The sequence below is a fragment of the Microcoleus sp. CAWBG27 genome, assembly GCF_020883145.1.
Lineage (GTDB): Bacteria > Cyanobacteriota > Cyanobacteriia > Cyanobacteriales > Microcoleaceae > Microcoleus.
Genome location: NZ_JAHREU010000031.1, coordinates 18,334 through 39,156 on the forward strand (window position 1 = coordinate 18,334; position 20,823 = coordinate 39,156).

The following is a 20,823-nucleotide window of genomic DNA, read 5'->3' on the forward strand; positions in this document are numbered from 1 at the left end:
TGCATCGCAACTACGTACCAAGAAATATGATAATTAAATCCTGCGATTATTGTGGCAAAGACTGCCCGGACGACAATCGTTTAATGCCTTCCATCGCCGTAGTCTCTCCAGCTTTATCGCCGCCCTCGCGGGCAATTTTCAAAGCTCGCTCGTAGGAGTTGAGAGCTTTAGGATATTGACGGAGACTTTCATAAATCGCGCCCATATTGTTAAACAAGCGTCCCATACTTGTCTTGTCACCGATAGCTTCAAACATTGGTATTGCTTGCTGAAAATAGATCAACGCTTGAGTATCTTTGCCTTGTTTGCGACAGGTAAGTGCCATGTTGTTGAGGAGGCGGGCGACGCCAGCCCTGTCTCCGATTTCCCGGCGAATTGCTAAGGCTTGATGGTAAAATTCCATCGCTCTGTTAAAGTCGCCGATGTTGTAATAGACGCCGCCCATGTTATTGAGGGTACGGCCTAAATCGCGCCGATCGCCCTCTGTGGTGCGAATCGTCCGCGCTTGCTGGTAAAATTCGATCGCCTTTGCGTAATTTACCTGCTCTGCGTACACTGCCGCGATGTTGTGAAAAGATTCTGCTATTTGAATTTGGTCGTTGGCAGTTTTGGCAAGTTCCAAAGCTTCTTGGTGCAGTTTCATCGCTGCGTCAAAATTGTCCGCAAGTCGGTTGACGAAACCGATGAGATTGAGAGTGTGGGCAATGCGGGGCCCTTCGCCGATTTCTCGGTGAATGGCTAAAGCTTGTCGCAAAACTTCCAAAGCTTTGGACTGCGAACCCATTTCGGTGTAAACTTCCCCGATATTGTTGAGGGTTTCTCCGATTCCCGGTTTGTCGCCTAGTTGCTTGCGAATTGCCAAAACTTGCTCAAAAGTCTGGATTGCTTCTCGAAACAAACCCTCGCGGTGCTGTTTGACTCCTGTTTCAAAGAGTTTGTCTGCTTCCGTTTTGGGATCTGTTGCTTGGGCACGCGGGGCGAAGCTATCCCGTAGGGAATCGCCCGATCGAGCTGGCCTGGCATTTATAATAGGGGCAAATGCCCGAGCGTCTGAAATTTCCAGCAAGCTGAGTGCGGGCGATACCACAATACTTATAGCTGCGAGATAGCTGAAGCGGTAAGAGTGGCAATACACCGATCGAGTCCTCCAAAAGCCCATTTATAAATAAGATAGACCTCTTTGGGGTGTTTCTGCCAAGTTTTTTTCTCAGTCGCTAGCCTCTGATACCAGTTTCAACAAAGAATGCAGCTTTAAGCAAGTTGCAAACTCATGCACAAGCAGTCAATTCCTGTTCTTCAATCCAAAATCGAAAATGGCTTGGCTTGGCTTGGCTTATGTCTTACCATAAAGAATTGGTTGAAAGCCCGCCCGCATCAGCGGGAGAAATTAAAATCAGACTATTCATTACTCCAATACTCGGACTTAAGGGTAGAGGTCGCTCTCCCATGGTCAACTGTCAACTGTCAACTGTCAACTGTCAACTGTTGAACAGACTGCCACAATCAGCGGCATATTCCTGAGAGGGGAGATGACAGCAAAGTTTTTGCTCGGTGGAAGCGATATTTTTTCTGGGCCGTGCAAGATGATGTCGTGTTTGTCAACTGTAATCCAAGCAATTCCTGACAAGACTTGAACTTCTCGATGATTTTGAGGCAACCTATACACCTCGTTTTTCATGAGGATTATGCGATCTGGCGCTGCACATTGGGAATATCTTTGAAGCATAGCATCTCCTTTGGAATTAATTATCCAAAATCAACAATTTCCCCGAATTTTCTGGCGGGCTGGTTTATCAAAATCTTGGCTGCTCGCAAACAATCGATCGAAACTCCCCCACACAAGCAATAATCTACTATTGGCAATAACGCCGATCGATCCAAGCGCGTATTTCGTCATCCGTCGCCGCGCAGGTATAGCGACCAGTCGCGCGATCGCAACCGTGCCAGCAAGTGTTACCATTGCGATCGCACGTTTGCCAAATTCTGACCTCGTTTTCGCCAGCAGCGGCGGCGAGCAAACCTTGCCAAAGTTGATTGATAGCTGAAAAGATCGATCGCCTTTTTGGCTTTTTGGCATATTTAGCTCGCTCGTCAATCGAAATAACGCTTATTTTTTCGGGATACCGCCGTTTTTCGTAAGTAGACATAACAAACACCTTCAACTTTTTAATTAAACAAAAATTGCACAATCAAAAATCGCAGCTAAAAGGAAGCAATAACTTGCTAACTTTCTCGCAATTACAGCACTTTTGATAGCTCTGCAACTCCAGTAAAACTAAATTTTTTACCTGATAAATCCACCCTAGCTCTGGGCGAAACAACAATCAAATCATTACTTGCATAGGTTGTATGAATAAAATTGATAGCTAAATATACCAACCGCACCCGACAGTTAGAAAGTTGTTAATTACTGGAACACTTGCGATCGCTTTTTTTTCGTTTCTACTTTTTCGTTTCTACTTTTTCATTTTCCGTCTTCCGTTTTCCGTTTTCCGTTTGTCAACTCTCAACTGTCAACTATAGCCTTTGTCAAAAAGATGAGGTATGACTGACAGCTTATATAACAGAGGGCTAAAGCCCAACAACGTACCTCATATGAGAGCTCGATCCGCTATATAAACTGTCAACTGTCAACTGTCAACTGTCAACTGTCAACTCTTCCTTCAAGGAAACGCTATGAATGAAATCAAAACGCGGCGGATGAAACTCTCGCAGATTCAGGCTTTGATAGGAGTAGCCGACTGTGGAAACTTTAGTGAAGCGGCTTTACAAATGGAACTTTCACAATCCGCAGTCAGCCACGCCATCGCCTCTTTGGAAACAGAATTGGGTGTGCAATTGTTCCATCGGGGGCGACACGGTGCTCAACTGACACCGGTGGGGGAAAGAGTGGTGCTTCACGGGCGTCAAATTGTGCGATCGTTAGAAATGATGGTTAAAGAAGCCGATTTAGAAAAAGGTTTGCAGGGAGGCCAGGTGCGGATAGTGACGTTTCGCAGCGTCGCAACTCACATTCTACCGGGTATTATTGCTCAATTTCGCGATCGCTTTCCCAAGATTGCTGTCAGCATTGCCGAAGTGTATTATACCCAGGCTGTGGAGGAAGCTTTGCGATCGGGCAAAGCAGACATCGGCTTTGTCTCTCTTCCCATCTCAGATGAATTTGAAACAAGGGAAATTTTGCGGGATAAATACGTTGTGTTGTTGCCACCAACTGCTAAATTATCAAGTGGAAAGATTACCTGGGAAGAATTAGCAAATCATCCGCTGATTTTGCAGCCGCCGGAAACAGCTTGTTCTATACCGCTACGCAAATATTTAGCAACTTCGGGGTTTCCCTTAAATATTGCTTACGAACTCAGCGAAGATTCAACTATTGTCGGTATGGTGATGCGCGGTTTGGGTGCTGCAATTATGCCACGTTTGGCGGCGGAACCGATTCCTGCTGAGGTGAAAATTTGCGGTTTACCAGCGGCTTTTGAAAGGGTAATTGGGGTGGCTGTTTTGAGGGATGCGCTGTTGATTCCGGCGGTGTTTGCGTTTTTGGATTTAGTCAAAAGTGCGACAGAGATTGAACATGATACTGATTTTCCACTCAATCCTTCCTGAGTAGTTATGAACCCAAGGGTGTTCAACAGTTGATAGTTGATAGTAAAAATATTTGTAGGGTGCGTCGCTATCAACCATCCCTGAAAAAGATTCAAAATAGAAGAGCGACGCACCAAGCGATAATATTTGAGTTCGTTTTCGGTTGAATCGAAATAATTTAACCGCAGAGAGCGCAGAGGACACAGAGAAAGAGAATAGAGAGATTAATAATTCCAATACTATTGGATTTGATACGATCGAACCACCCTGACTAACATTTGTAGGGTGCGTCGCTATCAACCATCCCTAAAAAAAACGAAATAGAAGAGCGACGCACCAAGCGATAATATTTGATCGAACTACCCTCAGTAATAGATGTAATTTCGTACTGAGTGCGATCGCATATTAACTACTCCATGCGTTCAGCAACAAGACCAGAACTGTCACCTTGGTGAATTTTGATTCGACCTTCTATCGAGTCTTTGTCATTTAATTTCAGCCAACCACTACCAAATGTAGTATCAGATTCATCATTCCCTTCCCAAGTAAACTCTAATCGCTCATCGCCTCGATTTTTCACGACTTCGCCGTCAATTTGACCGAATACTAAACCAAATTGAAATTCTCCTGAACCTTTGGAATCAATCTCGATATACGCTTCAACTTCCATGTCCAGGTAGTCACTATCCCACTCGTCCATTTCGGTGATGCGCCATTTACCCTGATATTGCATTGTTTTCGTCCTCCACTATGAATTAGGTACGTTGTTGGGCTTTAGCCCTCTTAGTTTATGTGGTTGTAGAAGCTTTCAGTAATACCTCATCTTTTTGATAAGCGCTATATCGTTGATAAATTACTAGAAAGAATTGGTTGAAATCCTGAACTCTTTTAGGCACAGATTAAAAGAAGACTATTGATTGCTCCAATCCTCTTTTTCGATGTCAAGTGCTGTCCCAGGTCAATCGTCAATTATCAACTAAGAGGGCGGGCCCGCACCATCCACCGCCCCTACCTATTAACTGTCAACTGTCAACTATCAACTGTCAACTATTTCCCGTATCTCTGGCGCAAAATGAATTCAGCGACACTCAAATCAACGGGCGTTGTAACTTTTAAATTTGTCTCTTCACCCTCCACAATTTGCACTGGTAAACCGCATTTTTCAAACAAAGCTGCATCGTCTGTAACTTCCCAACCTTTCTCCCGCCCTTGTTGGTGACACTGCTTTAACAATTTCACTTCAAATCCTTGGGGAGTCTGGGCAGCCCACAAATGGCTTCTGTCCGGTGTGTCTCGCACGATTCTAGACTCGTCCACCACCTTAATCGTATCCTTGACCGGGACGGCGACAATCAAGCCCGGACAGCTTAAGAGAGCTGCTGAAGATCGATCGAACAATTCAGGAGTTGCTAAACACCGGGCACCGTCGTGAATCAACACGCGATCGGCATTTGGGGGCAAAGCCTGCAAACCGTTGTAAACTGACTCTTGCCTGGTAGCCCCTCCTTGAATCAGTTCCACGGGCTTCACCAAACCTAAATCGCCCAGAATTGCCTTGAAATCAGGAAAATCTTCAGGCTGGCCCATAATGCCGATCCAGCTAATCTGCTGCGAAGCTTCAGCGGCGGCCAAAGTCCAACTCAGCAAAGGTTTTTCCAGCAAAGTCAGCAGCAGTTTGTTCCGCTGACTGCCCATCCGTCGTCCCGAACCCGCCGCAGGAATTAATAAGTGCATTCACTAACCCTTCTTCACCCAACAAGGTATATATTAAGAGCGTCCTGTAATTTTCAGTCAGTTGTTTTGCTGTCAGCCAGTAGCTTTTAATGTCTTAAAATACTATAAGCTGATAGCTGAAAGCCGATCGCTGAGAGCTACCTCGATAGATAATAGCCCGAGCGTTTATGATGCGAATACTAGCACTTGTCCCAGGCGGGATTGGCGACCAAATTTTATTTTTCCCTACCCTTGATGACCTCAAACAGTCTTATCCAGAGGCTCAGATTGATGTGATCGTGGAACCGAGGGCGAAGGGCGCTTACCGAGTCTGCAAGTCTGTCAAAGAAGTCTTGACGTACAATTTCAAAGATCGCAATGCGATGGCTGATTTGGGAAATTTACTGGGCGTAATTCGCGATCGCGAATACGAAGCAGTTGTTTCCCTCGGCCAACGTTGGACTGTAGGACTTCTGCTGTGGCTGACAGGCATTCCCCAGAGAATTGGGTATTCTGGAACCAACGGCGCTCGATTTCTCACCGATTCGGTACCTCTGAAAACAGACCAGTACGCGGCTTCAATGTACCACGATTTGCTCCAAGGATTCAACATTAACAATCCTTGTGGGCCGATCGCAATTAGTGTACCAAAACAGGATATTCAGTGGGCGGAAGCCGAACAGCAGCGGTTGGGAATCAAAGAAAGCGGTTACATTCTAATTCACGGCGGTTCGAGTCAGCTAGCTTTGTCTAAAGGTATTGACAAAATTTACCCTATAGACAACTGGCAGCAAATCATCAAAGACTGCCAGCAGCGGCAGCCAAATTTACCCGTTGTGGTGGTGAAAGGCCCCGAAGATGGAGCCTTCGTGAAAAAGTTAGTCGAACTTTGTCCGAGTGTAAAAGTTATCTCGCCGGATGATGTCGGCAAGTTGGCGGCCACCATTGCTGCTGCTAATTTGATGATGTGTACTGACAGTGCGCCGATGCACTTAGCTGTGGCGGTTCAAACTTATACAATAGCTTTGTTCGGCCCGACTGAACCTGCAAAATTGCTTCCAAAGAGCGATCGCTTTTTGGGAATTAAATCTCCTACTGGCAAAATGGCTGACATTTCTCCGCAAGAGGTTTTGAAGAAAGTTTGGGGAGGCTAATTTAAGAGGGCGGGTTTTGTACGGGAATTATCTGTTGTCTGGAAGTTGGCTTGCTTAACCCGCCCCTTGTACAGTCTTTCTCAAAAACATGAGGCACAAGTTGAGATTTTAGATTGAGAGATTGAGGGATTGAGGGATTTTATAGCCTTTCTCAAAAAGATGAGGTACTCATGGGGATAGGGTATAGGGCATAGGGCATAGGGCATAGGGCATAGGGCATAGGGCATAGGGCATAGGGCATAGGGCATAGAGCTCTGTAGCATACCTCGCCACGTTTGAGAACCGCTATAGATTTGAGATTTGAGATTTGAGATTGAGGGATTGAGGGATTGATTGGTCAATACTTCATCTTTCGCTCGCTCAGCTATTATATATTGAAAAATTGCGATCGTTCTCCACTGCGAAGGATCTTGATTGATGGCTGAAGATACTTTTAAAAAGTCGAAATAGCCGAAAATCAAGAAATTACATCAATAAATTTTGGATTCGGAACAAGCAGAAATTGAGCAAATCAAAGACTGCTACCAAGCTTAGTACAAGCAAAAATTTAGCTCCACCAAGCAATATGTGACACAAAGCCACACAACAAGTGATAGTAATCACAGCCTGTCAATTGTCTAAGAAATGCTTGCTTCACCGAATAGCAGGGGCTTCAAACCCCTGCCTTCAGGCAGATTGTGATCGGAACGGAGTTTAAATCTCGGTTTTTATCACTTCGCTCTCAACTGTCAACTGTCAACTGTCAACTGTCAACTGTTTAAAAAAGCCAGAAATCTAGCCAATACAAGACTGGCAACAACCTTCCCATAACAGTAATTTAGTTGGAAGACAGATGTCAGCAGTTGTCTGAATTCACATCATTTGATTTTTACGTGAAAATACTGTAGACAATTTAAAAGCACTAGATCTAAAGTATAAGAGTCACTAAAAAGCCATATACAGGGTATTCATTCAATGATGTTGAACAGCTTGGAATCAAACACAACTTATAAATCAAACGCAGCCAAGGACGAACTCATGAGCATTTTAACAAAGGAAATTGAAGCGAAAAAAGTTGCACAACAAGCAAAAAATCTACATCGCAATTCCTTGGGATTAGGCAAAACTTATCTTCGTATTTTAGAAGCCGGAGGGCATTTTGGCTGCTGAGTCGAAATTTCATCCTAATTTCATTTGGCAGTGAAAGACTAGGTTGAGGAGATAAATTTTAGCTCTTGGTCATTGCTTAGCAGTCGTTTCTTGAAAAATGCTAATAAGTAGCTGCGGTTAATTCGCTTGACTTACTTCTTTTGGCAAAATACAAACCGCTAAGCTTTTGGCACTCAACCTCATTTCCTGGAAAATGCCAACGATGATATTTCACAAATATTCTCAATCTCAGGCAATTATTACCAGTTGTTCGGTAACTTTTATTAGCCTAATTTTACTGAGTTATCCCACTACCGTTTTTGCCCACGCGGGACACGGCAATGAATTTCACCAAAGCGGCGAAACAAATCAAACTCCTGCTGCTATTTCTGTCGATGCCAAAACAGCAAAACGGTTGGGAATTAAAGTCTCCCCGGCCACCAGCCAGCGATTAGATATCGGTATCAAAACCACAGGACAAATTGAAACTTTGCCCAACCAAAAGGTAGAAGTGACGGCTTCGGTGGCTGGCAAAGTGGTAGAGTTGTTAGTTAAGCCTGGAGACAAAGTATCAAAAGGTCAACCCGTTGCGGTTTTGTCGAGTTCAGAATTAGGACAGTTGCGCGTTGAATCTCTCTCGAAACGAGCGGAAGCTGAGGCAGATTTGCAGCAAGCACAAGGCGATTTGAAACTAGCACGAGAAAATTACGATCGCCAAATTCAAATCTCTGAAGCAGAAATAATACAAGCCCAAACTCAAGTAGCAGCAACAACTCAACAGTACCAACGAGAGCAAGAATTAGTCAATCAGCGCTCTGTTGTCAAAGTTGCTAAGGAAAATTATCAACGTCAGATGGAGATAGCGCAAGCAGAGATAGCGCGGGCGGAAACTGAATTGACTGTGGCTAAAGAACAGTTCGATCGCGATCGCGAGTTAGTTGCGTCAGGGGCGATCGCGCGGCGTACAATGTTAGAGTCGCAATCCCACTTCGCCGAAGCCAAAGCCAATGTTGCGAAGGCAAAAAGCCGTCCCGAAGTTATCAAAGCCGAAACCGAAATTAAACAAGCTGAAGTAGACCTCCCCGTGCGGGAATTGCGCGATTCTCAAGGCAAGGTGGCAGATGCAAAAGCTCAACTAACCAAGGCTCAGAGCCGCCGGGAAGTGTTGGAAGCCGAGAATCAGGTCAAACGTGCCAAAACTGCCGTGCAAGTCGCTCAGTCACGCATTCGCTTAGCCGATGCGGCTTATCAAGCACGGCTGCAACAATTAGGTACTGTTGCGAACGAGCAGGGACTTGTCACCGTAATTGCTCCGATTTCTGGTACGATTGCCGATCGCGCCATCACCCAAGGAGAGTCTGTAAGCGCTGAAAAACCGTTGATGAGTGTCTTAAATGACAGCCGGGTTTTTGCTACCGCCAACATTTACGAAAAAGACCTGAATCAGGTAAAACAGGGCCAGGAAGTCAGGGTGAAAGTTGCTAATTTGGGCGATCGTATTTTCAAGGGAAAAATCACCTTAATTGGCTCATCCGTGCAAGGAGAAACGCGGGTTGTACCAGTCAAAGCAGAATTAGATAATAGTAACGGCGAGTTAAAGCCGGGACTGTTTGCGGAGTTGGAAATTTTAACCAGCAAAAATGTTACTAATGTTTTAGCAATTCCGAGTACAGCAGTAGTAGATGTTAGCGGTAAAAAAACCGTTTACGTCCAGAATGGTGATGCTTATCAAGCTGTTGACATTGAAGTCGGTCAAACTGCCGGGGATTTAGTAGAAATTAAGAGCGGTTTATTCGATGGAGATTTGATTGTAACCCAGCGCGCGCCTCAACTTTACGCCCAATCTCTGCGAGGCGGTAGCAAGCCATCAACCAGCGAGGAAAAGAAAGAGGTAACTCTCAAGGAGAAAGAAGGTTTTAATAGCTTTCCCGTGCCTTTGTGGGCGGGAATTGGGGGAGGAATTGCGATCGCATCCGTGACTTTTGCAGCCGGGGTATTTTGGGGAAAACGGCGCGAAGTTCCAGCTTTACCAACGGATTCTAAAAACAATGGTTTTTCTACCTCGGCAGTGGCACTAAATGCCAGTAAAGTAGATGAATTGCCGCATGATGACAACCACCGTGTTAAAAGCCACGAGGCAGAAACCCAAAGTTTAAAGTAAAAATTTTGTTTACAAGTAATCACCTTGTCTGAGAGTTGATTCATTTATCTGCATCTAGAAAACTGTGCGATTCTTCTTCATCAAAAATATACGTTATAGGTTTTTTACGCCCTTTGAACTGAGCGCGCATGATTACTCGTTTTGAGCGCTTTGGCGGGACTGGATTGTAGTCTTTTTCGTCAAAGTTGTTTAGAGTTTCTGAGTATTCTTTGGGTGCTTTCATAATAGACCTCTTGCTCTAGTCAAATTTACCCCCCTTAGTCCCCCCTTATTAAGGGGGGAAACAAGAATAATCTTGATCCCTCCCCTTAATAAGGGGAGGGTTGGGGTGGGGTGCTTTTGATTTTTGCAAGAGTTCTAATAACTACGATCAACATTCGATTGGTTATTTAAAGGATTTGTAAGGTGCGTCGCTACGAGATTGTCGTTTTTTTTGAGGATTGTAGATGGCGACGCACCCTACAACTACTGACAGCTTACATAACCCTTAAACCAAGAGGGCTGAAGCCCAACAACGTACCTCATCTTTTTGATAACCGCTATAACTTATTAAATCAGACTTAAAAGAGAAACGATTTCATCCTAATTTCATTGTTGGGTGTCAATCTAGATTGAATGGCTATTTAACTGTCAACTGTCAACTGTCAACTGTCAACTGTCAACTGTTTAAATGTTCAGCACTATTCTGAGATGGGTAATTAATCGCCGTTGGCTAGTCGTTCTCGCCACCATTATTATTAGTCTTTGGACATTATATATCATCCCCAAAATGTCCCTTGATGTCTTCCCACCTTTTGCGCCGCCGCAAGTCGAAATTCAGACGGAAGCACCGGGCCTCGCACCGGAAGAAATCGAGTCTTTAGTAACACTCCCGATCGAAAGTGCGATTAACGGAACTCCGGGAGTAACAGCAGTGCGATCGTCTTCGGCTGTCGGTCTTTCTGCGATTAAGGTAATCTTTGATTGGAACACTGAAATCTATCAAGCCCGCCAATTAATAACCGAAAGGTTGCAGCAAGCTCAAAGCAAACTCCCGGCTGGAGTAGAAACACCACAAATTTCTCCGACTACTTCTCCGGTTGGTTTGGTAATTACCTATGCTTTTACATCAGAAACTACTCCTTTGATGGAAGTGCGCCGTTTGGTTGATTGGCAAGTTACAAATCGTCTTTTGGCAGTGACTGGTGTTGCTCAAGTCGTGGCTTACGGTGGGGAACAAAGGCAGTATCAAGTATTGGTAGAACCTGCTAAGTTAAAAGCTTTTAATGTGTCGTTGCAGCAAGTTGCAGAAGCGGCGAAGGCTGCCAATGTTAATGCGCCGGGAGGCTATTTAATTACACCCGACAAAGAAACGTTAATTCGAGGTGTGGGGCGGATTGAGTCTGTGGCAGATTTGCAGCAATCTGCGATCGCCTCTCGCCAAGGAACACCCGTCAGAATTGGTGATGTTGCGGATGTCAAGATTGGTGCTGCAATCAAGCGGGGAAACGGCAGTTTTAACGGCAAAAAAGCTGTGATTGTGATGGTAAACCGACAGCCAGTTGCTGATACTCCGACGGTAACGAAGGCGGTAGAGGCGGCAATGGCTGAGGTACAGCAAGCTTTACCTCAGGATATTAAGGTGACAGTGACTTTCCGCCAGGAAGAGTATATCAATTCTTCGGTGGAGAATGTGCGATCGGCTTTAGTGGAAGGCAGTATCATTGTCACCGTGATTCTGATCCCGTTTTTGATGAATTGGCGCACTCTGACGGTGGTTTTGCTCGATTTCTTCCTAACTTGGCTGTTCGGGCTGCTGGCGATGTATTGGCTGGGGCTGGGATTGAATACGATGACTTTAGGGGGGTTGTCGGTGGCGATCGGCACTGCGATCGACGATGCGATCGTTTATGCTGAAAATACCTACCGCAATTTACGAGAAAATAAGGCTTCTGGGCATCCGCGCCCGGTGATGGATGTGATTTTTGATGGCAGTCAGGAGGTGCGTGATTCGTTAATTGGAGCAACGGTAATTGGGATTGTGGTGTTTTCGCCTATTTTTACTTTACCCGGTGTAGAAGGTCGAATTTTTACGCCGATGGGAATTACTTATTTGGTAGTTGTGGTGATTTCTAGTCTGGAATCGCTGTTCGTTTCTCCGGCGCTTTGTGCTATTTTATTGCCAAATAAACGCATGACTTCCCAGGAACCTTGGTTGCCAAGATTTTGCAAAAAAATATATCACTTTTTCATCCAATTGTCAATGCGGTATTCGGCGATAATTTTAGTTTTTGCTGCTGCTAGTATGGTTGCAGCATTAATTATTTTGCCTTCCTTTGGACGAGTGTTTTTGCCGGAGTTTCAGGAGCAAACTTTGGTGAATACTATTCTGCTTTATCCGGGGGTGTCTTTGGAGGCGACGGATAGCGCGGCTTTTGCGATGGAAGATGCACTTAAGGACGATCGCAGATTTGAATACGTGCAAGTGCGATCGGGTAGAGCTCCGGGTGATGCTGATGCTGCGGGTGTGAATTTAGCTCACATTGATATTGGTTTGAGCGAGGAAGGGATGAAAAATAGGTCAAAAACTTTGGAATTTTTGCGGCAGGAATTTGCGAAATTGCCGGGAGTTGCACCAAATATCGGAGGCTTTATTTCTCACCGGATGGATGAGGTTTTGTCTGGTGTCAGAAGTCAGATTGCTGTAAAAATATTTGGCCCGGATCTGAATCAACTTCGCAGCCTCGGCGCTCAAGTTGAAGCGCAAATGAAAACAGTTAAGGGAATTGTGGATTTACAACTCGAACCCCAGGTGCCGGTGCAGCAAATTCAAATTAAGTTTAACCGTCAAGCTGCGGGTAGATATGGTTTGAAAATTGGCGAACTTTCGGAAATCATCGAAATAGCTTTAAATGGCAAAATTGTTTCTCAAGTTTTGGAAGCACAGCAAACTTTTGATTTGGTTGTGTGGTTGCAGCCGTCAGCCAGAAACAACCTCGAAACTATTCAAAATTTGTTGGTTGATACCCCCAGCGGTAATAAAATTCCCCTGGCGCAAGTGGCGACTGTTACATACGGTACGGGCCCAAATACGATTAACCGCGAGAATGTTTCTCGGTTGATTGTGGCGGCGGCTAATGCGAAAGGTAGGGATTTGCGATCGGTTGTGAATGAAATTCAGGCTAAAGTCAAACGAGAGGTGCAGTTGCCATTTGGCTATTTTATCCAGTACGGCGGTCAATTTGAGGCGGAACAAAGGGCTTCGCAGAATATTATGGTGTTTAGCGCGATCGCCTTTCTAGTCATCACAGTATTGATGTACCTCTCCGTCAAGTCGATCGCTTCAACTGCGATGATTATGATCAATTTGCCGATCGGCTTAGTTGGAGGAGTAATTGCTGTAGCTTTGACTGGCGGTATAATTTCCGTAGCTTCCCTGGTTGGCTTTGTCACATTATTCGGCGTAGCTACCCGCAACGGCTTGTTGTTAGTAGACAACTACAATACTAAATTTGCTGAAGGAATGGCTTTTCAAGAAGCTATTATTAAAGGGTCTATGGAACGGCTTAACGCTATTTTGATGACTGCTTCAACTTCAGCTTTAGGTTTAGCACCGTTAGTCTTGGAAGGCGGGCCAGGAAAGGAAATCCTACAACCGCTGTCAATAGTAGTTTTAGGAGGATTGTTTACTTCTACGGCGTTAACACTGTTAGTTTTGCCAGCCTTGTATGCTCAATTTGGGAAATTCTTACGCCCTCAAGAACCTCAGCCTGTTGCTGAAGATGAAAAAACTCGTTTAACTGCTTTTTAACAACGATCATGGCTGTTGCTGAATAATTTTTGATAATTTTCGTTGACGCCCTGTTTTAAAATGCCATAATTTACGAATAATTGTCCGCAAAGAGTCAAGCACATGAAAACGATCAAATCAAGTTTAATTATTCTCGGCAGTGTCGGATTGCTATTTTTGGGAGCTTGCGGTAAAGGCGACGAAGCAAGCGATACAAAAATCACTCCCACACCCCCTCCTGCTGCTTCACAACCTGCGTCTTCCGCTCCCGCCGCCGATCCTGCTGCTGCTGCAAAAGGAGCTAAAGGCGGTCAAGTTGTCAATGCTGGATCTTACCATTTAGAGTTTGTACCTGTCAAAGAAGCTACAGGAACTCACTTAGATTTGTACCTGCAAAAAGGCGATAAAAAGGAACCGGTTCCTGACGCAAAAGTGTCAGCACAAGTGCAGTTACCGAGTGGAAAGCAACAAACCCTAGCTCTCAAATACGATCCTGAAGGCAAACATTACGCTGTTGTGTTTCCTGGCAAAGATCCAGGCCAGTATCCTGTGAAGGTGAATGCGGATATTAAGGGAGAAAAAGTGAACTGTCGTTTTACTTTCACTCAGTAAAAAGCCGAGTAAAAATAGGCATTATACCACCAAATCCAGGTTTGGAAAGCCCTTTATTTTCTCAGTTTGCAAAGGACACTTTGTTTGAGCTGTTGGGGTAAAAATCGCAATGTGAGAGTACATTCGATTTTCACCCCAAAGCGATTTCAACGAATAGCTTCTACGCCTTTCAATAATTCTGTAGGGGCGGGTTCGCCAATGGTTAAAAACGTAGCAAACAGGTTAAATAAACCCGCCCCCACCCCACGAACAACTCCCAAATAACCCTCATATTGACATTGGTGCAAGATGTCATAACAAGAGTATCTAACCCGGATTTGGTATTACTGGATTTCTTCAGTATTCTCGCTGCCTGCATCTGCTGTTGCTTGTTTCTCCATCAGCGATTCTACAAGGATTAACGCAATACTGAAGGCACAGCCCAGGTAAGGATCGATGCAAATTTGACCGACTTGCAGGATAATTTTAGCAATTATGATTAAGAATTTGGCGCGCGGGGTAGTATTTAGCATTTCTTTGCCTTCTAATTTGTTTATATTTACTGTTTTAACAGGCATAAAAATAGCTGAAAATGGGATATTTTTATTGATTAAATACCTGCAAATAATCCAGATGACTCGGCGGTTGAAACCGCTACTACACGAACAAAGTCGGCCTGCGCCGACTGATTAATAGAGGGGTAAAAAACTCGAATTTGGTTATAAATCTAAATATTGATAATTAAACGGCAAATAACCTTAAATAGCGTTAAATAACAACTGCGGTTTATCCACGTCAATCTAAAAAACGAATGCTATGCTTTAAATAACAAAAAAATCTTGGCTGATAAACCGGGTTTCTTTCAGCAATCCGGTTTTTGTAAAAAATTATTGAACCCACTCGGAGGTATTTTATGAACGCGGAAAAGTCGTTTATAGTTTTTCTTGAAGATATCGCTGCGGATATTTTTACTGAAACTGCATCTGATGTGCAAAAATCATGCTTTCGGCTGCGGTTTCATCCCGACAATCACCAACTCGAAAATACCGATATCGCTGGCTTAATCAAAAAACAACTCAACGGCGGTTTCTCGGAAAATTCGATTAATCCAATTTTGGGCGATGTCATTAAGAAAATCAAGGATAAATTTGTACCACAAATGGCAGCAGATGGCGTTGATATTGCCAAGCTGGCACCGGGGAGAGGTAAACCGAAAGAATCTCCTTGGAAAATTGTTTATCGCTGGTTGCGGATGAGGTGGATTTGGCAAAGTTTGGTGGAGAAAGCGGACAAGCATTGTGAATGGATTGATTTTCTGCCTCCAGAAAACCATCTTGGAATTGTCATCCCGCCGCCGCGTCAGAAACGACAGCTTCAAGTTAAGGCTGCTTATTCTATGCGAATTGAATTGCAGCATTCTAGTCGGAATTTACTGCTGCTGAATCAAGGATGGAAAACCAAATATGTTTTGACGCCTTCGATTGCTTTTGCACCGAAGTGTCAGCTTGATGGTAAGCCGATGTGGATACCTCAAGATGGATCGAGTTTGCAAGAGAGTAACGGATGGATTAATTTTGATACTCCGGGTAAAGAGGAATTTGTCGGGATTGTGTTGGATGAAGATTTAGATTTTGATTGGTTGGATTTGCGGGAAGATAACCACGCACCGACTTGGGATGAGACGCGGCTTTATCAGTTGTGGATTTATTTGGAAAGTAAGGAGAATTGGCAGGTTTTTTATCAGGATTTTGAGGTGGTTGGTTAGATCTGAGATCTTGTATCATTTTCAATAAACCTGTAGGGGCGGGTTCGCCAAGGTTTACAAGCGTAGTAAACAGGTTAGATAAACCCGCCCCCACCCCACAAATAACCTTCATATTGACATTTTGTATGACGATAGATTGAGGGGTTATTCGTCTGGAGGGCGGGTTTATTTAATTTATTTGTTACCTGGAAAGTTCTTGGCGAACCCGCCCCTACAGGTGATCGATATCGAGAGGTTATTTGTGGGGTTTGGTGGGTTTATTTAATTTGTTTGTTACCTTGAAAGTCTTTGGCGAACCCGCCCGCATCCACGAAAAAAAACCTTATCGACATTGGTGCAAGGTATCAATCAACCCTTGTTTCATCAGGAATGTCTCGAAATTTTTTGTAGACTTTATAATTATCAAAGGAAACCCAAGATGGACGAACAACGCATACAAGCTTATATCCAGCTAATTTACTCTCTCCTTAATTGCCCTGATGGACAGGAAATGGAATTATTAGAGACAAATCCAGATTTAGTTGATAGCGGGTTGTTGGAATGTATGGCATTGGTGGCTGCTGATTTGGCAGAGAAGGGAAATCAAAATGCGGCGGATTTGTTGTTGAATTTTGCCAGTCAATTGGCAGAATCGTTGGGGATTTCCTCAAGTTCAGCGACGCTAGAAGAATATATCGCCTTCCTGGGAGAGTTGTTACAAGCAGAATTGGAAATAGATAAGAATCCCGCAGCAGTCGATCGGCTCTTGCAACGGCATCTCAATAAACTGGATACGCATTTTGCCCAAATCTTACAGGAAGTAGCGACAGACTGGATTTCGCAACAACCAGAAAATGCAGAATTGATTGTCGCCTTAATTGAAAATATCAGCATTCGTATTCGAGAATTCCCCCTGGGAAACATCGCTGACAATCAGGAAATTGCCATTGCTGGCTATGCAGTCCTCCTGCAAAACCGCGAGGAAAATACCGAAAAGTGGGCAACGACGCAAAATAATCTTGGGAATGCGTACAGTAACAGAATCAAAGGGGATAAAGCTGACAATATTGAGTTAGCGATCGCAGCTTACACCAAAGCTTTGCAAGTCAGAACCCCACAAGCTTTCCCCCAAGATTGGGCAATGACGCAAAATAATCTTGGGAATGCGTACTCTCACAGAATAAAAGGAGATAAAGCTGACAATCTTGAGTTCGCGATCGCAGCTTACACCCAAGCATTGCAAGTTTACACCCCTGAAGCCTTCCCCCAACAATGGGCTATGACGCAAAATAATCTTGGGGTTACATATAGTAACAGAATCAAAGGAGATAAAGCTGACAATTTTGAGTTCGCGATCGCAGCTTACACCCAAGCATTGCAAGTTTACACCCCTGAAGCCTTCCCCCAACAATGGGCAGGGACGCAAAATAATCTTGGGGCTACGTATAGTGACAGAATCAAAGGGGATCAAGCCGACAATATTGAGTTCGCGATCGCAGCTTACACCAAAGCTTTGCAAGTGATAACCCCACAAGCCTTCCCCCAAGATTGGGCAATGACGCAAAATAATCTTGGGGTTACATATAGTGACAGAATCAAAGGGGATCAAGCCGACAATATTGAGTTCGCGATCGCAGCTTACACCAAAGCTTTGCAAGTTAGAACCCCACAAGCCTTCCCCCAGCATTGGGCAGACACGCAAAATAATGTTGGGACTGCGTACTGGGATAGAATAAAAGGGGATAAAGCTGACAATATTGAGCTAGCGATCGCAGCTTACAAGCTCGCTTTACAAGTAAGAAACCCACAATCCTTTCCCCAAGATTGGGCGCAAACGCAAAATAATCTTGGGAATGCGTATTCTCACAGAATAAAAGGGGATAAAGCTGACAATATTGAGTTTGCGATCGCAGCTTACACCCAAGCATTGCGTGTCTACACTCCCGATGCTTTTCCTATCGAATGCCTTAGCGCAAGCCGCAGTTTAGGCAACCTAGCCTTTGAACTCAAAAATTGGCAACTCGCGATCGAAAGTTACGAAAAAGCCATTGCATCCGTTGAACAAAGCCGCAACTGGGCAACTACCGACAAACGCCGCCACGAAATCCTCAAAGATGCCATCAAAGTTTACGAAAAAATGGTGCAAGCCTGTATCAACAACGATCGACTAGATAAAGCCCTTGAATATTCCGAACGTTCTCGTTCCAAAACTCTGGGCGATATCATGGCGAGTAACCGCTATTTTGAGCAGGGAGAAATTGACCTCGAAGTCAAACAAGCTTGGCAGAAATACGACGATCTGCAACAGCAAATTAACCTGCTTACCCTTGCCTATCAAACCGCAGAAACACAACTAGCAGGCACGAGGCGCATCGCCACGCCAGAAAGTTTGCAAGCAGACGAGAAAGCCATCACACAATTAGAATCCGAAAAACAGCAAACCTGGCAAGAACTCCGCCGCCGCGATCCAGTTTTGGCGGGACAACTCCAAGTCGATCCGTTAAATTTATCCCAGATTCAGCGGTTAATTGATAATGATAAGACGGCGCTGTTGAGTTTTTATACGACTGAAAATGACACCCATATTTTTATCTTGTTGAAAGATCGATCGCCCCAACTCTTCACCTGCGAAGGACAAGGATTGGAAGTGTTGCAAAGTTGGTTGTGGAAAAACTGGTTGATTCCCTATGTGGAATTCAGAAATACAGGAAACTGGGAATGGAAAGACAAAATGGGGAGTGTTTTGGCAGAACTTTCTGGGCGGTTGCAAGTGAATGAATTGATTGCTAAGTATCTGAATGGGATTGAAGAATTGATTATCGTGCCGCATTTGATGTTGCATCAAATTCCGTTTGCGGCATTGCCTGTGGGCGATCCCCCCCAGCCCCCCTTAAAAAGGGGGGGGCAAGAGGCAAGCCATGCTTGCGAGTCCCTTTTGCCCAATGCAGAAGCAATCAAAATCCCTCCAGTCCCCCCCCTTACTAAGGGGGGGTTAGGGGGGGTTCTTTCCACGAATGCAGAAGCAATCAAAATCCCTCCAGTCCCCCCCCTTACTAAGGGGGGGTTAGGGGGGGATCTTTCCACAAATTCCGACTCCACACGCGGCATCTCAATTCCAAAACCTCAACCCAAAACCCAACCAACTTCGCCCCCAACCCAATATCTCGGCGACAAATTCCGCCTCCGCGTTGTCCCCAGTTGCCAAATTCTCAGCTATTGTCACGATCGCCCGCCACTGCACGCACAACTGATAATGGGTATCGTGGAAGATGCCACCGAAGACTTGCCGTTTACCCGTTATGAGTGCGAAACCCTGGCAAAAACCTACCAAATTCCCTCCACGCGGCGGCTGCAAGGCAAGGATGCCACGATCGACAGCGTAAAACACCTGTTGCGGCAAGTGCAAATCCTCCACACCAGCCACCACGCCGCCTCGAACCTCAACGAACCCCTAGAATCGGCATTACAACTGGCGGATGGTAACTTGAAACTGGGACAATTGCTATCTCCCGGTTGGCGAATGCCGGATTTGTCGGATGCCTTCACCTGCAACTGCGAAACTCATTTCTCTGTTACCGATGTTACCGATGAAATACTGACGCTTTCTGTGGGGTTTCTCTGTGCCGGTGCCAGGAGTGTAGTCAGTACGTTATGGTCAGTAGAAGATTTGGCAAGTGCGATGTTATCTTTGTTTTATTACGAGTTGCGCGAAGCTGGTTTGTCGCGCAGTTTGGCGTTGCAAAAAGCACAGCAAAACTTGCGTAATCTAACGGGGAAAGAGTTTGCGGTGCGATATCAAAGCGCGTTAGGAAAGCATCTGGGAGAATTGCACGCAGGGATAATGGAAAAACATTGGGGCGCGGTGAATGAAAATGAGTCTCAAAAGTTACTTGAAGCGGCGCGGAAAATAGAAGCGCAGCAACGGCGGTTAGAAGGATGCGCTAAGGAGGATTTGCCCTTTAACAGTCCTTATTATTGGGCGGGTTTTGTATCGCAAGGGTTGTCTTAGTTGGGTTTCTGTAAATCACCAATTACCAAATTATGATAGCGGTTGCACCATTAGCGTTAATCTGCCAATATCAGCGGTTGCAAAATTATGAGAATATTGCTAGTTGAAGATGAACCAGATTTAGGAAAGGCGATCGATCGCACTTTGAAGCAAGAAAAATACATAGTTGACTGGGCCCAGGATGGGAATGAAGCTTGGGAATATCTAGACAGTCAGTGGACGGAATACACCGTAGCCATCTTTGACTGGTTGCTTCCGGGATTGTCGGGAATAGAATTGCTGCGAAGATTGCGCGCCAAACATAGTTTTTTGCCAGTTTTGATGCTGACAGCCAAAGACAGGATGGAGGATAAAGTGGCGGGATTGGATGCGGGGGCTGACGATTATTTAGTCAAGCCCTTCGGGATGGCGGAACTGTTAGCAAGGTTGCGGGCGCTACAAAGGCGATCGCCCCAAATACAGCCCCAACAGCTACAAGTCGGCAATCTCGCCTTAGATTGCGGGAATCGCACAGCTTTTCATCTCCATCAAAACGGCAGAAACCAGACAATTTCTCTGACTAACAAAGAATTTCAACTGTTAGAATATTTCATGAAACATCCGAACCAAATTGTCACCACCGACCAAATTCGGAATCAGATATGGGAAGCTAGTGCAGATACTTTTAGCAATGTGGTAGCGGCTCAAGTGCGCTTGCTGCGGCGCAAACTCGAAGTAGTTGGCTGTGCGAACTTAATTGAAACTGTCCACGGCGTCGGATACCGAATGAGAAATTAAAGATAAGACGGCGGTTGAAACCGCGCCTACACAAACGATGTCCGCCTCCGCGGACTAAGAAAATAATATTTATTGTCCTCCCTTCTACTAATTCTCTCTTTTCTCCTTCTCTGCGTCCTCTGCGTCCTCTGCGGTAAATAAAAAATATCATCCCCAATCAATTACCAATTACCAATTACCAATTACCAG

The 20,823-nt window shown here is 44.9% G+C and carries 16 protein-coding genes; 9 read left to right on the forward strand and 7 right to left on the reverse strand.

All coding sequences use genetic code 11. The features are described from left to right. Nucleotides 1-46: 46 nt before the first annotated feature. From QZ938_RS17900 to QZ938_RS17910, 3 genes are all read right to left on the reverse strand, one after another. Nucleotides 47-1,135 carry a tetratricopeptide repeat protein gene (locus QZ938_RS17900; RefSeq protein WP_293151000.1) on the reverse strand — a complete coding sequence of 363 codons (1,089 nt, stop codon included), beginning with the start codon at nucleotides 1,133-1,135 and terminating at the stop codon, nucleotides 47-49. Nucleotides 1,136-1,471: 336 nt separating this feature from the next. Further along, nucleotides 1,472-1,678, reverse strand: coding sequence for a hypothetical protein (locus tag QZ938_RS17905; RefSeq protein ID WP_293352524.1), 207 nt, complete (start codon nucleotides 1,676-1,678; stop codon nucleotides 1,472-1,474). Between the two features lie 175 nt (nucleotides 1,679-1,853). Then, on the reverse strand, nucleotides 1,854-2,147 hold the full coding sequence (locus QZ938_RS17910; RefSeq protein WP_293352526.1) for a hypothetical protein: 294 nt from the start codon (nucleotides 2,145-2,147) through the stop codon (nucleotides 1,854-1,856). 529 nt (nucleotides 2,148-2,676) lie between these two features. On the opposite strand from QZ938_RS17910, the gene QZ938_RS17915 reads away from it, so the two are divergent. Beyond that, nucleotides 2,677-3,609, forward strand: coding sequence for a LysR family transcriptional regulator (locus QZ938_RS17915; RefSeq protein WP_293352528.1), 933 nt, complete (start codon nucleotides 2,677-2,679; stop codon nucleotides 3,607-3,609). Nucleotides 3,610-3,997: 388 nt separating this feature from the next. Here QZ938_RS17915 and QZ938_RS17920 read toward each other — a convergent pair whose 3' ends face one another. After that, nucleotides 3,998-4,321 carry a hypothetical protein gene (locus tag QZ938_RS17920; RefSeq protein WP_293352530.1) on the reverse strand — a complete coding sequence of 108 codons (324 nt, stop codon included), beginning with the start codon at nucleotides 4,319-4,321 and terminating at the stop codon, nucleotides 3,998-4,000. Between the two features lie 314 nt (nucleotides 4,322-4,635). Beyond that, nucleotides 4,636-5,322: a 2-C-methyl-D-erythritol 4-phosphate cytidylyltransferase gene (gene ispD / locus QZ938_RS17925; RefSeq protein WP_293352532.1), complete on the reverse strand. Its 687-nt coding sequence runs from the start codon at nucleotides 5,320-5,322 to the stop codon at nucleotides 4,636-4,638. A 170-nt stretch (nucleotides 5,323-5,492) separates the two neighbouring features. Between ispD and QZ938_RS17930 the strand changes: the two genes are divergently transcribed. The 3 genes from QZ938_RS17930 (at nucleotide 5,493) to QZ938_RS17940 (ending at nucleotide 9,744) form a co-directional block, all read left to right on the forward strand. Continuing rightward, nucleotides 5,493-6,455 (forward strand): glycosyltransferase family 9 protein, encoded by a 963-nt coding sequence (locus QZ938_RS17930; protein WP_293352585.1) that lies wholly within the window; start codon nucleotides 5,493-5,495, stop codon nucleotides 6,453-6,455. Nucleotides 6,456-7,472: 1,017 nt separating this feature from the next. Further along, nucleotides 7,473-7,604, forward strand: coding sequence for a hypothetical protein (locus QZ938_RS17935; RefSeq protein ID WP_293150979.1), 132 nt, complete (start codon nucleotides 7,473-7,475; stop codon nucleotides 7,602-7,604). A gap of 202 nt (nucleotides 7,605-7,806) precedes the next feature. After that, complete coding sequence (locus tag QZ938_RS17940) at nucleotides 7,807-9,744, forward strand: efflux RND transporter periplasmic adaptor subunit (protein ID WP_293352534.1); 1,938 nt, start codon at nucleotides 7,807-7,809, stop codon at nucleotides 9,742-9,744. A gap of 40 nt (nucleotides 9,745-9,784) precedes the next feature. On the opposite strand, the gene QZ938_RS17945 is transcribed toward QZ938_RS17940, so the two are convergent. Further along, nucleotides 9,785-9,967: a hypothetical protein gene (locus QZ938_RS17945; RefSeq protein ID WP_293352536.1), complete on the reverse strand. Its 183-nt coding sequence runs from the start codon at nucleotides 9,965-9,967 to the stop codon at nucleotides 9,785-9,787. Between the two features lie 447 nt (nucleotides 9,968-10,414). On the opposite strand from QZ938_RS17945, the gene QZ938_RS17950 reads away from it, so the two are divergent. Both QZ938_RS17950 and QZ938_RS17955 read left to right on the forward strand, forming a co-directional pair. After that, complete coding sequence (locus QZ938_RS17950; protein WP_293352538.1) at nucleotides 10,415-13,534, forward strand: efflux RND transporter permease subunit; 3,120 nt, start codon at nucleotides 10,415-10,417, stop codon at nucleotides 13,532-13,534. A 102-nt stretch (nucleotides 13,535-13,636) separates the two neighbouring features. Next, nucleotides 13,637-14,125, forward strand: coding sequence for a hypothetical protein (locus tag QZ938_RS17955; protein WP_293352540.1), 489 nt, complete (start codon nucleotides 13,637-13,639; stop codon nucleotides 14,123-14,125). Between the two features lie 323 nt (nucleotides 14,126-14,448). On the opposite strand, the gene QZ938_RS17960 is transcribed toward QZ938_RS17955, so the two are convergent. After that, nucleotides 14,449-14,682 carry a hypothetical protein gene (locus tag QZ938_RS17960; RefSeq protein ID WP_293150970.1) on the reverse strand — a complete coding sequence of 78 codons (234 nt, stop codon included), beginning with the start codon at nucleotides 14,680-14,682 and terminating at the stop codon, nucleotides 14,449-14,451. Nucleotides 14,683-15,017: 335 nt separating this feature from the next. On the opposite strand from QZ938_RS17960, the gene QZ938_RS17965 reads away from it, so the two are divergent. The 3 genes from QZ938_RS17965 (at nucleotide 15,018) to rppA (ending at nucleotide 20,634) form a co-directional block, all read left to right on the forward strand. Next, nucleotides 15,018-15,869 (forward strand): DUF4384 domain-containing protein, encoded by an 852-nt coding sequence (locus QZ938_RS17965; RefSeq protein WP_293352542.1) that lies wholly within the window; start codon nucleotides 15,018-15,020, stop codon nucleotides 15,867-15,869. Nucleotides 15,870-16,287: 418 nt separating this feature from the next. After that, complete coding sequence (locus tag QZ938_RS17970) at nucleotides 16,288-19,857, forward strand: CHAT domain-containing tetratricopeptide repeat protein (protein WP_293352544.1); 3,570 nt, start codon at nucleotides 16,288-16,290, stop codon at nucleotides 19,855-19,857. An 87-nt stretch (nucleotides 19,858-19,944) separates the two neighbouring features. Continuing rightward, entirely contained in the window at nucleotides 19,945-20,634 is a 690-nt protein-coding gene (rppA, locus tag QZ938_RS17975) for a two-component system response regulator RppA (protein ID WP_293352545.1), read from the forward strand. Nucleotides 20,635-20,823: the final 189 nt, after the last annotated feature.

Coding starts and splice junctions, on each gene's coding strand:
- QZ938_RS17905 (WP_293352524.1), bottom strand. CDS start 1,678: ATGAAAAACGAGGTGTATAGGTTGCCTCAAAATCATCGAGAAGTTCAA.
- QZ938_RS17910 (WP_293352526.1), bottom strand. CDS start 2,147: ATGTCTACTTACGAAAAACGGCGGTATCCCGAAAAAATAAGCGTTATT.
- QZ938_RS17915 (WP_293352528.1), top strand. CDS start 2,677: ATGAATGAAATCAAAACGCGGCGGATGAAACTCTCGCAGATTCAGGCT.
- QZ938_RS17920 (WP_293352530.1), bottom strand. CDS start 4,321: ATGCAATATCAGGGTAAATGGCGCATCACCGAAATGGACGAGTGGGAT.
- ispD (WP_293352532.1), bottom strand. CDS start 5,322: ATGCACTTATTAATTCCTGCGGCGGGTTCGGGACGACGGATGGGCAGT.
- QZ938_RS17930 (WP_293352585.1), top strand. CDS start 5,493: ATGCGAATACTAGCACTTGTCCCAGGCGGGATTGGCGACCAAATTTTA.
- QZ938_RS17935 (WP_293150979.1), top strand. CDS start 7,473: ATGAGCATTTTAACAAAGGAAATTGAAGCGAAAAAAGTTGCACAACAA.
- QZ938_RS17940 (WP_293352534.1), top strand. CDS start 7,807: ATGATATTTCACAAATATTCTCAATCTCAGGCAATTATTACCAGTTGT.
- QZ938_RS17945 (WP_293352536.1), bottom strand. CDS start 9,967: ATGAAAGCACCCAAAGAATACTCAGAAACTCTAAACAACTTTGACGAA.
- QZ938_RS17950 (WP_293352538.1), top strand. CDS start 10,415: ATGTTCAGCACTATTCTGAGATGGGTAATTAATCGCCGTTGGCTAGTC.
- QZ938_RS17955 (WP_293352540.1), top strand. CDS start 13,637: ATGAAAACGATCAAATCAAGTTTAATTATTCTCGGCAGTGTCGGATTG.
- QZ938_RS17960 (WP_293150970.1), bottom strand. CDS start 14,682: ATGCCTGTTAAAACAGTAAATATAAACAAATTAGAAGGCAAAGAAATG.
- QZ938_RS17965 (WP_293352542.1), top strand. CDS start 15,018: ATGAACGCGGAAAAGTCGTTTATAGTTTTTCTTGAAGATATCGCTGCG.
- QZ938_RS17970 (WP_293352544.1), top strand. CDS start 16,288: ATGGACGAACAACGCATACAAGCTTATATCCAGCTAATTTACTCTCTC.
- rppA (WP_293352545.1), top strand. CDS start 19,945: ATGAGAATATTGCTAGTTGAAGATGAACCAGATTTAGGAAAGGCGATC.